The following is a 14,129-nucleotide window of genomic DNA, read 5'->3' on the forward strand; positions in this document are numbered from 1 at the left end:
CTGGCGGGGATCGGCTAGATGTCCGCCAGCACGCCGCGAAGCTCGTCGAGATCGACGGGCTTGGAAAGCTGATAGTCGAAGATCGTCTTGCCGTCGGGTTCCGCCGACATGCGCTGGCCCCAGCCGGTCAGGAGGATGACGGCGGTATCCGGGAACAGCGCCTTCACGCGCGTCGCGACCTGATTGCCGTCCACATACGGCATGCCGAGATCGGTGACGACGGCGTCGAAGCGCTCGCCCGCACTATGCGCGGCCTGCAGCGCGTCGAGCCCCGCCTGCCCGCCCTCGGCGGGCGTAATGGCGTGGCCCGACAGCTCCAGCACGAACGCGGTCGAGGTCAGCACCGCACGGTCGTCGTCGACGATCAGCAGCCGGAGCGGCCGTTCGGCATCGGCGCTGAGCGTGGGCGATTTGGTGGTGCGCACGACCGGGGCGGCGACGAATTCCAGTCGAACGCGCGTACCCTCGCCCAGTGCGCTGTCGATGTCGAGCACCGCGCCGTGGCGCTGCGCGGTGGCCTGCACCATCGCGAGGCCGAGGCCGGTGCCGCGCTCGCCCTTGGTGGTGAAGAACGGCTCGAGGCAGCGCGCGCGCGTCTCCTCGTCCATACCGGGGCCGGTATCGCCGACCTCCAGCAGGACGCGGGCTCCGCGCGACGGGCCCGCACTGAGGCTCGCCGTGCGGACGGTGATCGTGCCGCCCTCGCCCATCGCGTCGACCGCATTGAAGATCAGATTGGTCAGCGCCTCACGGAAGGCCGCGGCACTGCCCATGACGTGCGGCAGATCGGTCTCCAGGCTGGTCGCGACCTTGATCATCAGACCGCGCTGCTGCGGCATGTCGCTCCAGCGCGCGCGGGTCAGCTCGACGACCTGCGGCACCAGTTCGTTAAGGTCGACCGGTTCTGGGTCGGCCGCCGCATCCTCGGGCCGGTAGAAATCGCGCAGCCGCGCGACCGTGGCGGCGATATCCTCCACCACGCGGCCGACGATCTGGAGGTATCCACGCAGCTCGGAGCTCAGGTCGAGGTTCCGCTCCAGCAGCGACTGGGTGTAGATCGCGACCGGAGAGATCGCATTGTTGATGTCGTGGGCAATGCCGCTCGCCATCTGGCCGATCGCGCGCAGCCGCTCCTGCTCGACCGCAGATTGCTGCGACTGGCGGAGATGATCGACGGCGCGCTGCAGACTGTCGTGCAGCTCCGCCTGGTCCGCTGCAAGCGCCGCGTGTTCGCCGAGCTGGCGCAGGAATTCGGAATCGGCGGAGACGAAATCATGCGCCTTGTGGCGCGCCACCACCAGTACGCCGAACACCGCGCGCTCGAAGCTGAGCGGTGCCACCACCAGCGACCGCAAGCCCCGCGCCGCGAGCCTTGCAGGGAAGGCGAACTGGACGTCGGCGGTGTCGGGCTCATAGACCAAAGCGCCGGCGACGCTGTGCGCAAGACCGTCCTGATCGATATTGACCGGCGTGCCCGCGGTCAGCCCGAGCTCGCCCGCCAGCGTCGCGCTGCGCGACCCGACGCGCGCGACGGTCAGCGATTGTGCGACGCTGTCGTAACGGAAGATGCTGACGAAATCTGCGGGCAGCCGCTCCTCCAGCTTGCGCACGACGATCTCGAAGATGCTATCGACGTCCTGCCGCTGCCCGATCGCGCGGGTGATCTCCTCAAGGAGCTTAAGCCGCTCGTTGCTCTCGTGCAGGCGCAGGGTCCGTTCGGCGACACGCGCGTCCAGCTTCTTGCTCAGTTCGACGGCGTGATCGCGCTGCTGCTCGGCGCGCTGCAGATCGGCGCGAGCGACGGCATCGCGCAGCATCGTCTCGCGCCGCGCCGATTCGCGCCGCTGCCGCCCCAACCGCACGGCGCCATCGACGCGCGCGCGCAGTTCGCGGGCGCTGAACGGCTTGACCAGATAATCGTCCGCACCCGCCGCCAACCCCTCGACCCGCGCCTCTGCCCCGGCGCGGGCGGAAAGCAGGATCACGACGAGATCCTCCAACTCGGGATCTGCGCGCAACTCGGACAGCAGTTCGAAGCCGTTCATCACCGGCATCATCACGTCGGTGAGGATCAGGTCGGGGATGCGCCCGTGTCGCGCGGCCTGGAGAGCGTCTGCGCCGTTCGTGAACGCATCGACCTCATAGCCGCCCTCCTGCAGAATCTGGCGAACGTAATCGCGCATGTCGGCATTGTCGTCGGCAAGGACGATGCGCGAAGCATCGCCTGCCAGCGCGAGCGGACTGACCGTGGGAATGACGGTGTGATCAGGCGTTGCGCCCTGATCGGGCAGCCAACGCAGCGCCTCCTCGACAAAGGCGCGGGCCTGCTTTGCCTCGGGCGCGGCGACTTCGGCGCGCACGATCGCGTCCTGCGGGACGTGTACCGATCCGGCCGGCAGCCAAACCCGGAAGGTGGTGCCGACGCCCTCCTCGCTCTCCGCGGCGATCGCGCCACCGTGCAGGCCGACCAGTTCCTGCACCATAGACAGGCCGATGCCGGTGCCTTCATGGGTGCGGCCATTCTGTCCCTCGACGCGGTGGAAGCGTTCGAACACTCTCGGCAGTTCAGCCGGGTTGATGCCCACGCCGCTGTCGCGCACGGCCAGCTCGATGCCGTCCCCGGTATCGCGCACCGTCACCGCAATCTCGCCCGCGAGCGTAAACTTGAAGGCGTTCGACAGCAGGTTGAGGACGATCTTCTCCCACATATCGCGATCGACGAACGTCGGCGCGGACATCGACGGCGCGTCGATATGCAACGCGAGCCCCGCGCGTTCACATGCAGAGCGAAAATTCGAGGCGAGATTTGCGGTAAAGGCGCCGAGATCGATAGGCTCGAAGCGCGCCTCGATCCGGCCGGCCTCGATCCGCGCGAAATCAAGCAGGGCATTGACCAGCCGCAGCAGCCGCTGCGCGTTGCGATGCGCAAGATCGAGACGCTCTGCCTGCCGCGGCGGCAACGCGTCCTCTGCGAGCGCGTCCTCGAGCGGGCCGAGCATCAGCGTGAGCGGTGTGCGAAATTCGTGGCTGACGTTGGAAAAGAACACAGTCTTGGCGCGGTCGATTTCCGCCAAGGCCGCGGCACGCCGCCGTTCGTCCTGACGCGCACGGATGGTCGCGAGTGCCGCCGACAGGGCCGCAGCGATCAGTTCGTAAAAACCGCGATAGGTATCGTCGAGCGGCAGCCGCGCCGACACGCCAAGCACCACCACCGCTGGCGGCATATCCACCCCCGGCACAGAGACGAACAGCATGAAGCCGCGATCCGGCGCTTCTTCGTAGGGCCCGCAGGGGTCGTCCGCGAGCCGGGGTGCGAAGCCGTCGCGTGCGATCAGGCGCGGTGCATCGGCAGGGCCGTCACCCCGCCAGGGACCAAGCAGGACAGGATCGAATTCGACCGGGCTGATATCGGTGCCCCGCGCGACACCGCAATTGCTGGCCAAGCGGTAGATGCCCGCATCCTCGTCGAGCGTGTAGAACAGCACGAACGGCAAGTCGTATTCGAAGCGGCTGAGCGTCGCCGTCGCCACATCCGCCATCTCCTGCAGATCGGCGACATCGGTGAGGCTGGCGGTGAGATCGCGCAACGCGCGCGTGCGGCGTTCCGCCAGCATCGTCGCCGTCGTTTCGGTGACGGGGTGGAACAACCCGCCAATCTCGCCAAGCTCGTCGCGGATCGGCGAGAGCGAGAAGGTGAAGAAGGTCTCCTCCAGATAACCGTTGCGCGTCAGGAACATGCGCTCGTTTTCGAGGAAGCTCGTCTCGCCGGCCTTCGCGCGTTCGTACGGCAAGCCGATCGCCGGCCAGGCGCTTTCCCAAGTGACGCGGTAATCCTGACCGAGAGCGATCGGATGCGCATCGCCGCACACCACGCGATAGCCGTCGTTGTAGATCTGGACGCTTGAAGGGCCCCAGATGATGTTGATCGGGAAATTGGAGGCCAGGCAAAGACTAACGGTGGTACGCAGGCTCTGCGGCCAGTCCTCGATCCCGCCGAGCGGGGTCTGCGACCAATCCTTGGTGCGGATAAGTCGGGTCATCTCGCCGTCGCCGGTCAGGAAGTTCGCGCCTTCAGGCGACAAGACCGGTTGCGACTTCATGCTGCAATGCAACTGGTTCCAGACGATACTGGACCGTTACGGCTTTCGAAACGCGCGTGCCTTAAGGTCATCAGGCTTATGCTTTTCTTGTCAGCCCCCACATCTCATCATAGCAGCGATTTTCGATGTGGGAATAGCGTGGCGAAGGGCTTTGCAATTGATTTGATCGCTTTCGGCATCAATTGACAAAACTCATAACCGTTCAGTCTGGAGCCCCGGAAAACCTAGCGGCGCTCGTTGTATGATTGTGATTCGGCGCTGTCGTAAGCCGTCAGAAAGGCGCGTTCCAGCGATCCGCCCTGATCGCCATCGAGTTGCGCGGTGATATCGGCGTGGCGACGCGAGACTTCCTCGATCTGCACGACGGCCTTGCCCTTGAGCAGAGTCGTGCGGTCGGCCGTCACCGTTTCGATCACTTTCGGATCGAAATGTGCAACCGCGGCACGCAGGCTGCCCTGCAATCCTGCGAAGGTCGCGATCATGTGGCGCTTGATGTCGCGCAGCGAGGCCTGCAGCGCGGCCGGCCCCGACAGGAAGCTGCCTGATCCCGCCAGCAGCAGATCGATCGCGAGGCGCTGCGTCGGTGCCCATTTGAAAGGGTTGTTGTCGGCGCCGGCGATGGTCGTGCGATTGATCTGGTGCTTGGCGCGCGCGCGGTCGCGTTCGGTCATCAGGTCGCCGATGCCGAGCACCATCTGGCGGTAGACCGCACCGGCGCGGCGCATGATCTCGGCGGGATCTTCGCTCGACAGCAGCGACGGGTCGAGCCCCGCACCTTCGCAGAAGGCGTCGAGCAACGATCCGTTGTTCGACGCGGAAAGCGTCAGCGTGTCGCTCCAGGTCTCGGGCACGCGCACCGATTCGCCGAATGGCTGAGTCATCACCATCGTGCGCGCGGGATCGGCGGGTTCCTCGCTCTGGCCCGCCTTCACCGCCTTCAGACGGAAGCGGCCGAGGCGTACGGTCGAGGGCACCGGCACCGTCACGTCAGTTGAATCCGGGAAACGCTCGCCGGTGGTGTCGTCATAGATGCCGTTCGCGCCGAGCGAGCGGACGTGCAGCGTGCCGTCCTCGCCCACCACCAGTTCGCAATGCTGGCGCGACAGCTCGCGCTCGGGATCGGCGATGGTCCAGTCGGCCGCCTCGCCGCGCCCGATCGTCAGCATCCCCTCACGCAGCAGACGCGCGTCGATCGGCTGGAGTTCGTTCGCCACGTTGAAGAGTTGAAGCATGTACATTTGGGGGGGAGTCCTCAGGCGGCGCGCTTGATGGGGTCGGCGATGCGGGTTTCGAGAATGGCGACTGCGGCGGCGGGCGTGCCGTGGAGTTGCGGCTCGACGGTGGTGGCGAGGCGGTTGAAGGCGTCGAACGCCGCGCCGAATTCGTCGCCGCGCCGGTGCGAGATGCGCAGCGCGAACGCCGAGGCCGAGGCGTCGTCGAGCGCGCGACGCAGGCGCGAGAGCGGTCGCGCGACCATTGCGCCGCTGAGGTAGCCGACCACCAGCACCGCCGCCATCACCACCGCGAACAGCAAGGCGAGCGAGGCGCGTACGCCCGCGATCGCCTCGTCGAGCGCATTGCGGCGCACGACCAGATCGACCGTACCGAAACGCGCGCCGGCATAAGTGATCGGGCGGACGAAGCGGATGCCGGTATTGCCTGCCGCCGTCACGTCGTTCGCCATCACGGTTTCGCCGGCGGGCTTCTGATAGCGCTGGCCGACGAGCCTGGGATTGCCCGCCGCGCGGATCGTGCCGCCGGTATCGACCACGACGAGATCGCGGATCGCGGGATCGCGGCTGGCGGTGACGGCGAAGGCCTGCAGCGCCGACCAGTCCTGCTGGTCCGCCGCGAGCCCGGCATTGTCGGCGGCGAGCACGGCGGCGTTGTTCGTCACGAAGGCCGTAATCGAGCTGCCCGAGGTGATCGCCATGTGCTCGAGCGTCGCCTGCTCGCGCGACAGCATCATCGCCGCGCAGCCGGCGAGCGCAGTCGCGGTGACGAGCGCCAGCGCGACCGGCAGCTTGATGCGCAGCGACAGCCCGCGACGGCCGCGCGGCAGATCGTCGTGCGCGACCAGTTCCTGCGCCAGCGCGCGTTCGAGCGCGGCGCCGTCGGCGAAGCGTGCCTCGGGCTTCTTGGCGAGCAATTTGTCGATCACGAAGCGCAGGCCCGGCGGGCAATCGCTGGTGACGCGATCGATCGGCGCGACCTTCTCCTGCGCGATCTGCAGCGCGAGCGTGGCGAGCGAGGTACCGGAGAACGCCACCTGCCCCGTCACCATTTCGTACAGCACGACGCCGAGCGAGAAGAGATCGGAGCGGTGATCTACGGCCAGGCCGAGCGCCTGTTCTGGACTCATGTAGCGCGGCGTGCCGATCAGCGTGCCGGCCTGCGTCTTGACCATCGCGCCCTTGGTGTCGCCGATGCGGGCGACGCCGAAGTCGAGCAGCTTCACCGTGCGGCCATCGGCGCAGAGCAGGATGTTCGACGGCTTGATGTCGCGGTGGACGACGCCGTTGCGATGCGCATAGCCGAGCGCGGAGGCGAGCTGCTGGCCGATCGCGAGGACGCGCTCGTACGGCATCCGGCCCTGCTGTTCGAGCACGGTGTCGAGCGGCTGCCCCTCGACCAGCTCCATCGCGATATAGGCGATGCCGCCGGCTTCACCGACGTCGTAGATGGTGGCGATATTGGCGTGGCTGAGCGCGCCCGCCGCCCGCGCCTCGCGCACGAAACGCGCGCCGATCTCGGGATCGGTGGCATATTCGGGTTTGAGAACCTTGATCGCGACGGAACGGTCGATTTCGGGGTCGTGCGCACGGTAGACCTCGGCCATCGCGCCGGTGCCCAGACATTCGTCGATACGGTAACGGCCCAACATCGCCATTCAAACAAACGCCCAAGGTTTCTCCCGCTAACCGTATACGTAGAAGGACTTAACCATTGGTTTGCGCTGGCGCCGACGCCGAAAGTGATACCTCGCTTGACAGATTGACACCTGAATCGAAAATGTCAGGTGCGATCGTTTCCATTTTTGCACCAATGGCGGACTCGCGATGAGAAAGAACGCCATCGTCATCGCATAAACGCCGCCTGTAGGACAGCTAGTGCGCCTTGACCGTGGCGGCGATGCGCTGCGCGCGGGCGAGATCCTTCGCGATCACCGGATTGGCCGGATCGAGCGCGGCGGCGCGGCGCAGGAGGGCGACGGCGCGCGTCACCTGCCCCTGATTGAGCGCGGCGAGACCCGCCGTGCGCGCGGCGCGGGCGGCAGCGGGGTTGGCGGCGGGCGCAACAGGCTTCGGCGCGACCGACTTGGGTTTCGGCGCGACGGCGGGCGGCGGCACGCGATCCGGCTCCGGCTTGCGGACCGGCGCGGGCGGCGCAGGCGGCGTGCCGGGGATGCGCAAGGTCTGGCCCGGCTGAAGCGCGACCGGCGCCTTCAGGCCGTTGTAGCGCGTGAGCTGATAGGCCTTGAGCCGGTTGCCGAGCAGGCGGCGCGCGATGCCTGCGATGCTGTCGCCGGGACGCACGGTGTAGGGATAGGAATTGGGCCCCAGTTGCTCCTTCGGGTCGCCATCGATCGAGGATTTCAGCAGCAGCGCCGATGCGTTCATCGGCTCGCGCTTGAGCAGCGCCTTGATCTCCTTCTTCGCAGCCCGCTCATTGCCGGCATCGAGCAGGTCGGCGATCGCATCAACGCCGGCCGCGCCGCGGGCGGCGGGCGGCGGCGGCGTGACGCTCGGACGCGGCGTGCCGCTGTTGCAGGCCGCGACGGCGAGCGCGCATGTCGCGACGAGAGCGCCGCGCAGGCGGTAGAAAATGGTCATGCACTGAGCCTTCCGGTGATCGTCGCGATGTCGCTGCCGAGCGACAGGATGGGCCGCAATTCGTCCGCATGCCGCACGAAGCCGAGGAATGCCTCGGGCGTGAGCGGGCGGCTGAAATAATAGCCCTGGAAATGGTGACAGCCGTGCTTGCGCAGCCAGGCGTATTCGGCATGCGTCTCCACGCCTTCGGCCAGCACGCGCACGCCGAGGCCGCGGCCGAGCGCGATGATGCTCTGGCAGATCGCCTGACTGTCCTTGCGCGTATCGACGTCGGTGACGAATTCGCGGTCGATCTTGATCTTGTCGAACAACAGGTTGCGCACCGAGCTGAAACCCGAATAGCCGGTGCCGAAATCGTCGATGGCGAGCTTCACGCCGAGCTTGCGGAGCTGCCAGAAGATCGCGCGGCAATGATCGGTGTTGTTCATCGCCATGCTCTCGGTCAGCTCGATCTCGAAGCTGGCGGGGTCGAGCCCGTAGCGATCGAGCGTGCGCGCGACGATGGCGGGAAGATCGTCGCGCTCGACCTGCAGGCCCGAGACGTTGATCGCGACGCAGCCGCGGAAACCCCGCGCCTGCCAGTCGCGCGCCTCGCGGGCGGCGGCGTTGATGACCCAGGTGCCGATCTCGGATGCGAGGCCGATCGCCTCCATGACGGGGATGAACACGGCGGGCGAGACCGGTCCGCGCACCGGATGGTCCCAGCGCAGCAGCGCCTCCGCGCCGGTGACGACATGGCGCGTCGCGTCGATCAGCGGCTGCAGTTCCAGGCGCAGCTCGCGGCGCGCGATCGCCTGCCGAAGATCCTGTTCGAGCCCGTAGCGGTCGCGCGCGCGCTCGGCCTGTTCGGCATCGACGCGGTCGGTCGCGGTCGCGCCTTCGCCGGCGGCGAACGAGGCGAGCGTGCGCGCGAGGAACGCGCCCGCGCTCGCCCCTTCGGTCGCGTCGTAGCGGCCGACGCGCAGCCGCACCTGCGGCATGATCTCGCGCTCCTCGTCGACGATCGCCTCGCCGAGCGCATAGGTGATGGCTTGCAGTTCGGCGCGCGCGACGGTCTCGTCGTGCATGGCACCGAACCAGATGCCGACATGGCCGCGATCGACCTGCGCCAGGAAGCGATCGGCCGGCAGCATCCGCCGCAGCCGCGCGACCGAGGTCGCCAGCACGCGCTCCGCCTGGGCAGGGTCGAAGGCGGTCAGGCGTTCGATATCGACGAAGGCGATCGCCCCGAGGATGCCTTGCGCGTCGCCGCGAATCCGATCGACCAGTTCCTCGCGCATCGGCAGTCCGCTGACCGGATGTTCGAGCGCGAGGCGATGGCTGACCACCGCCAGCTTGCGCTTGAGCACGCCGATGCCCTGTTCGAGCGACGCCTCCCCGGTTTCGTCCAGTTGCGCCCGCGCGCGTTCGATCTTGTGTTGCAGCCGCCAGTTTCCGGCCGCAAAGGCCGCGACGAGCACCGCGAACACGAGCGCGGACGCCGAAAAATCCACCCACGCCAGCAGGACGACCGCCACCGCGACGCCCGCATACAGGGCGACGAGCCGCGCAGAACGCGGGCTGGTCAAGGGGTGCGCATACGGGTCCACGCTATCCGCGTAGCGCGGAAAGGATACGAGCCGGTTAAGGGGAACTTGATCGCAATCAAGAGCTTAGCGATGCTATGAAGCGTCATGGCACGCAAGCGGCGATATCTGACGGCGACCCTGCCCGACGGTTATGTGAAGACGATCGGCCCCACCGCCGATCCGTTCACGCATTACTGGCGGATCGTCGCCGTACTGGAGAACGGCAAGACCGAAGTGTTCTGGGGCCACACGCGCTCGCTCGCCGAGGCGAGGCGCAAACGGACGGCGACCGAGGATGCCGCGAAGATGCGCGGCTGGCGCAGCCATGCGTTCGAGATCGTGGAACTGACCGAGACGCCGGCCTGATCCCGAGCGAGCAACAAAAAACCCCGCAAGCCATTGGCCTGCGGGGTTTTTATGGTGGGCGTGGCAAGGATTGAACTTGCGACCCCTGCGATGTCAACACAGTGCTCTACCACTGAGCTACACGCCCACGCGCGACGGGCGAACCCGCCGCGAGCCGCGCGCAATAGCGGGGAGTGCCCGCGTACGCAAGCGCTACCGCAATCGCTTTTTCAGATGCCGGTCGCGCGTTCCATGTCGAACATGCGATCGACCTCAAGAACGAGGTCGCGCAGGTGGAACGGCTTGGACAGGACGCGCGCCTGCGGCACCGTCTTGCCTGCCTTCAGCGTGACGGCGGCGAAGCCGGTGATGAACATCACGCGCAGATCCGGCGCGAGCTCGGCCGCGCGCTGCGCCAGTTCGATGCCGTCCATCTCGGGCATGACGATATCGGTGAGCAGCAGGTCGAAATGCTCGGTCTCGATCAGCGGAATCGCGGCGGTGCCACGGTCCACCGGCGTGACGGCGTAGCCCGACCGTTCCAGCGCGCGCGCGAGATATTCGCGCATCACGGCATCGTCTTCCGCCAACAGGATCCTGATCATCGTGGCTCCGCCCAAATCGTCAGACGCTGGTTATGCGCAAAGCCCTTAACATTTTCCAGCCGGGAAAGCAGCCGCAAGAAAGCTGCATTGCGGTGGGCCGGGGCTCGCCCTAGGCTGCGCGGCGATGCCATCCCCGCCCGCGTCCTTCGATCTGTATGGCGACGAGACGCCTGCCAGCCCCATCGTGCTGTCGGTGCCGCATGCCGGGCGCGACTATCCGCTGGCGATGCGCGCGGCCTTGCGGGTGCAGCCGTCGCAACTCCTCCTGCTGGAAGATCGCCACGCCGATACGCTGGCGCTGGCGGCGCGGACCCGCGAATCGGCGATCGTGCAGCGCCGCCCGCGCGCGTGGATCGACCTCAACCGCAGCGAGCAGGAACGCGATCCCGCGATTGATTCCGGCGTGCAGCGCAGCAGCGTGCCGATGACATCGGCGCGGTTGCGCAGCGGGCTCGGGCTGGTGCCGCGGCGCGCGGGGGCGGTGAACGACATCTGGCGGCGCAAGCTCGACGGCGAGGAGGTGCAGGCGCGGATCGAGCAGGATCACCGGCCCTATCACGCGCGGCTGTCGGCGTTGCTGGCGGCGGCGCAGGCGCGGTTCGGCGTGGCGGTGCTGCTCGACATACATTCGATGCCGCCGCTTGCGTCCGGGGGCGCGAAGCTGGTGATCGGCGACCGTTTCGGCCGCACCGCGCCAGCCCGGCTGATCGCGCGGATCGAGGCGGAGGCCGTGGCGGGCGATGTGCCATCGGCGCTGAACGCGCCCTATTCGGGCGGGTACGTCATCGAGACGCACGCGCGGCCGGAAGCCGGCATCCATGCGATCCAGCTTGAGTTCGACCGCTCGCTCTACCTCGACGCGGCACTGGCGGAGCCCGGCGCGGGCCTCGCCGCCACCGCCGCGCTGTTGCGCGGGATCATCACCGCGGTCGCCGACGAGGCGCTGTCGGGCGCGCTGCCGCTCGCCGCGGAATAGCGCACATAAAAAACCACCGCGTGCAAGCACGCGGTGGCCAAGGTTCAGGGAGGAGATACGCCCGGAGGCGTATCGCGCGACCTCACGAAAGGGGGGACACGAGGTCGCGTGCAACTGATATAGGTGACGCGTTTTGGGGCTTCAAGTGCGATAATTTTCACTTCGTCGCACGGAAACACTTTGTCGCAATTGTTACGATTCGGTGACGCGCCGCACGCTATCTGATCCGCCCACGCGGATCGCGGCACCGGCCCGCTCCCCCACCCCGCCTTCCAGTTCATGATACCGGTGGGAGGCGGGGTGGGGGAGCAAGCCGGTGCCGTTACCTGATCAAATGGCCAGCTGCGGCGTCGGCATCTTGCCCTGGCGGACCTGCTTTTCGAACAGGTTCGGCATCAACTGCAGCGAGAACAGGTGCGCGTGGAGCAGCGGCAGCATGCCGCTCTTCTGGATCTTGCGAAGCTGGTCGCCGCGCAGATCGTTGAGCTTTTCCTCGCTGACCATCTGGAAGCCGCGGTAGATGAAGGGCTGTTCGGCACCCTCGGGCTGGATCGAGACCTCGCCCGCCATCAGCAGGTCGAGCTCGCGCAGTTCCTTCATGAAATTGGCGGTGCGCATGCCGGCCTGTTCGAACATCTCGTTGAACTGCAGGATGCTCTGCACGACCTCGGTCGGCTGGTCGCCGGTGAAGAGGGCCTGGCCGTCATCGAAGGTGCCGATCGCGTCGGCGGTCGGATCGAAGCACAACGACAGCTCCTGCGCATCGGGGGTGAGGCGCGCGAGCATGAACGGGTAGCGGCGGACGTAGGCAGGAACGTAGATACCCTCGTCGATCAGCTTGCCGCCGTTGTCGACGAACACGTTGACGCCTTCGTTGAGGCCCATCAGCGCGATCGGGATCGAATCGTCGCCGTCGGTGAAGACGATCGGCATCGAACGCTGGGCGTGGATGAACTCGTCGACGGTGACGGGAATGGCGTGCTGCGTGGCGAGGAACGGTGCCGCTTCCATCGTGCGCAGGCGGAAGGCCGCGTGGGCGTTGCTCGAAAGCGGCTCGAGCGCGTTGTAGAACAGGGGAAGCGGGGCTGCTTGCGGCGCGCTGGCCATGACGTGTCTCCAATAAACTCAAGTAGCGGGGCCGAACAGCGCCGATTGGCGGCTGGCTCTATTTCGAGGGAAGCGTCGGCGCAAGCGTGACGAGCTTGCCGGGGTTCATCAATTCGCCGGGATCGAAGGCGCGCTTGATCGCCCGGAGCGCGCCCATGCGCGCGGGCGAGGACAGGCGTTCGAGCTCGTCGCGCTTCATCTGGCCGATGCCATGCTCGGCGGAGATCGACCCGCCGGCCGCGTTGACGAGATCATAGACCAGGTGGCTGGCGGGCTCGCCGACCTCGCGCCGCCATATATCGGCGTCCACCCCGGCGGGCGCGTTGACGTGGAAATGGACATTGCCGTCGCCGAGATGGCCGAAGCCGGTCGCCTTCACGCCGGGAAACGCCGCCTCGACGCGGGCGGCGGCGCGGACCATGAAATCGGGCATCTGGTCGACCGCGACGGAGATGTCGTGCGCCATCGTCGGCCCCTCGGCACGCTCGGCCTCGGAGATCGAGTCGCGCAGGCGCCAGAAGGCGGTGGCCTGCGTCTCATTCGCAGCGACCACGGCGTCGGCCGCGAGTCCCTCCTCCAGCACGCCTTGCAGCAGCGTTTCGAGCGAGGCGCGCGCATCGGCCCCCGCATAGTCGACCAGCACCAGCCACGGATGCGACCCCGCGAGCGGCGCGCGGGTGCCGGGGATATGCTTCAGCACGAGATCGAGCGCGAGCTTCGGCACCAGCTCGAAACTCTCGATCGCGTCACCGGAACGCGCCTCCAGCGCGCGCAGGATCTTCAGCGCGTCGGCGGGCGAGGCCACGCCGATCCACCCGGTCGCGACATCCTGCGCCACCGGCACCAGCCGGAGCGTCGCGGCGGTGATGATGCCGAGCGTCCCCTCCGCGCCGACCAGCAACTCCTTGAGGTCGTAGCCGCGATTGTCCTTCTTCAGCGGCGAGAGCCCCTGGTGCAGTGTGCCGTCGGGCAGCACCGCCTCGATCCCCGCCACCAGCGCGCGCATCGTGCCGAAGCGCAGCACCTGCGTGCCTCCGGCATTGGTCGAGGCCAGGCCGCCGATCGTCGCGCTGCCGCGCGCGCCGAGCGTAAGCGGGAAACGCATCCCCTCCGCCTCCGCCGCCGCGTGGAGATGTTCGAGAATCACGCCGGCCTCGACCACCGCCAGCCCTGCCGCCGGATCGATGGCGCGGATGCGGTTGAGCCGCCGCGTCGAGAGGATCAGCGCCGAGCCGTCCGCAGGCGGCGTCGCACCGCCGACCATCGAGGTATTCCCCCCCTGCGGCACCAGCGCCACGCCGAGCGCGTGTGCGCTCTGCACGATCGTCTGCACGCCCTCGGTGCTGTCGGGCGCGAGGATCGCCGCCGCCTGCCCGTGATAGCGCCCGCGCCAATCGTTCAGCCACGGCGCGATGTCGGCCGGATCGGTGACGACGGCCTTCTCGCCCAGCGCCGCGCGCGTCTGTGCGATCAGATCGGACTGGGCTGGCGTCATGGCCGCCGCGCCTATCACGGATTCGCAGGCCCCCGCAATTTGTGGCACCGAAGCGGATGACGGGGAGTTCATCACCCGTTCAAGCAAAGCGCGTAACCGG

General features: G+C 67.5%; 10 protein-coding genes and 1 tRNA gene. 2 read left to right on the forward strand and 9 right to left on the reverse strand.

The genetic code is table 11. The annotated features are described in order from the left end of the window. Positions 1-14: 14 nt before the first annotated feature. The 5 genes from Q5H94_RS09225 to Q5H94_RS09245 all read right to left on the reverse strand — a co-directional run bounded on the left by Q5H94_RS09225 (position 15) and on the right by Q5H94_RS09245 (position 9,501). Positions 15-4,100: an ATP-binding protein gene (locus Q5H94_RS09225; protein WP_304560968.1), complete on the reverse strand. Its 4,086-nt coding sequence runs from the start codon at positions 4,098-4,100 to the stop codon at positions 15-17. Positions 4,101-4,324: 224 nt separating this feature from the next. Then, positions 4,325-5,338, reverse strand: a complete 1,014-nt coding sequence (locus tag Q5H94_RS09230) for a type VI secretion system-associated FHA domain protein (protein ID WP_304560969.1) — start codon at positions 5,336-5,338, stop codon at positions 4,325-4,327. Between the two features lie 14 nt (positions 5,339-5,352). Then, the gene (locus Q5H94_RS09235; protein ID WP_304560970.1) at positions 5,353-6,990 is read right to left on the reverse strand and encodes a serine/threonine-protein kinase; all 1,638 of its coding nucleotides are present in this window, start codon (positions 6,988-6,990) and stop codon (positions 5,353-5,355) included. A gap of 217 nt (positions 6,991-7,207) precedes the next feature. Next, a complete protein-coding gene (locus tag Q5H94_RS09240) occupies positions 7,208-7,933 on the reverse strand; it encodes a LysM peptidoglycan-binding domain-containing protein (protein WP_304560971.1) in 726 nt (241 codons plus the stop codon). Next, positions 7,930-9,501, reverse strand: a complete 1,572-nt coding sequence (locus tag Q5H94_RS09245; RefSeq protein ID WP_304560972.1) for a putative bifunctional diguanylate cyclase/phosphodiesterase — start codon at positions 9,499-9,501, stop codon at positions 7,930-7,932. The genes Q5H94_RS09240 and Q5H94_RS09245 overlap by 4 nt, the downstream gene beginning before the upstream one ends. Before the next feature lie 105 nt (positions 9,502-9,606). Here Q5H94_RS09245 and Q5H94_RS09250 point away from each other — a divergent pair, with 105 nt between their 5' ends. After that, a complete protein-coding gene (locus Q5H94_RS09250; RefSeq protein WP_304560973.1) occupies positions 9,607-9,867 on the forward strand; it encodes a hypothetical protein in 261 nt (86 codons plus the stop codon). A 52-nt stretch (positions 9,868-9,919) separates the two neighbouring features. On the opposite strand, the gene Q5H94_RS09255 is transcribed toward Q5H94_RS09250, so the two are convergent. Together Q5H94_RS09255 and cpdR are read right to left on the reverse strand one after the other, a co-directional pair. Beyond that, positions 9,920-9,994, reverse strand: a tRNA-Val gene (locus Q5H94_RS09255). Positions 9,995-10,076: 82 nt separating this feature from the next. Beyond that, entirely contained in the window at positions 10,077-10,451 is a 375-nt protein-coding gene (gene cpdR / locus Q5H94_RS09260) for a cell cycle two-component system response regulator CpdR (RefSeq protein ID WP_304560974.1), read from the reverse strand. 124 nt (positions 10,452-10,575) lie between these two features. Between cpdR and Q5H94_RS09265 the strand changes: the two genes are divergently transcribed. Next, positions 10,576-11,427, forward strand: coding sequence for an N-formylglutamate amidohydrolase (locus Q5H94_RS09265; RefSeq protein WP_304560975.1), 852 nt, complete (start codon positions 10,576-10,578; stop codon positions 11,425-11,427). A 330-nt stretch (positions 11,428-11,757) separates the two neighbouring features. Here Q5H94_RS09265 and Q5H94_RS09270 read toward each other — a convergent pair whose 3' ends face one another. Together Q5H94_RS09270 and Q5H94_RS09275 are read right to left on the reverse strand one after the other, a co-directional pair. Continuing rightward, positions 11,758-12,534, reverse strand: a complete 777-nt coding sequence (locus tag Q5H94_RS09270; protein WP_304560976.1) for a SapC family protein — start codon at positions 12,532-12,534, stop codon at positions 11,758-11,760. A 58-nt stretch (positions 12,535-12,592) separates the two neighbouring features. Then, complete coding sequence (locus Q5H94_RS09275; RefSeq protein WP_304560977.1) at positions 12,593-14,029, reverse strand: FAD-binding oxidoreductase; 1,437 nt, start codon at positions 14,027-14,029, stop codon at positions 12,593-12,595. Positions 14,030-14,129: the final 100 nt, after the last annotated feature.

Source organism: Sphingomonas immobilis, from assembly GCF_030580995.1.
GTDB lineage: Bacteria > Pseudomonadota > Alphaproteobacteria > Sphingomonadales > Sphingomonadaceae > Sphingomonas > Sphingomonas immobilis.

Bases quoted from the DNA above. Each gene is read 5' to 3' on its own strand.
- Q5H94_RS09235 (WP_304560970.1), bottom strand. From the start codon at position 6,990: ATGGCGATGTTGGGCCGTTACCGTATCGACGAATGTCTGGGCACCGGC.
- Q5H94_RS09275 (WP_304560977.1), bottom strand. From the start codon at position 14,029: ATGACGCCAGCCCAGTCCGATCTGATCGCACAGACGCGCGCGGCGCTG.
- Q5H94_RS09265 (WP_304560975.1), top strand. From the start codon at position 10,576: ATGCCATCCCCGCCCGCGTCCTTCGATCTGTATGGCGACGAGACGCCT.
- cpdR (WP_304560974.1), bottom strand. From the start codon at position 10,451: ATGATCAGGATCCTGTTGGCGGAAGACGATGCCGTGATGCGCGAATAT.
- Q5H94_RS09225 (WP_304560968.1), bottom strand. From the start codon at position 4,100: ATGAAGTCGCAACCGGTCTTGTCGCCTGAAGGCGCGAACTTCCTGACC.
- Q5H94_RS09270 (WP_304560976.1), bottom strand. From the start codon at position 12,534: ATGGCCAGCGCGCCGCAAGCAGCCCCGCTTCCCCTGTTCTACAACGCG.
- Q5H94_RS09250 (WP_304560973.1), top strand. From the start codon at position 9,607: ATGGCACGCAAGCGGCGATATCTGACGGCGACCCTGCCCGACGGTTAT.
- Q5H94_RS09230 (WP_304560969.1), bottom strand. From the start codon at position 5,338: ATGTACATGCTTCAACTCTTCAACGTGGCGAACGAACTCCAGCCGATC.
- Q5H94_RS09240 (WP_304560971.1), bottom strand. From the start codon at position 7,933: ATGACCATTTTCTACCGCCTGCGCGGCGCTCTCGTCGCGACATGCGCG.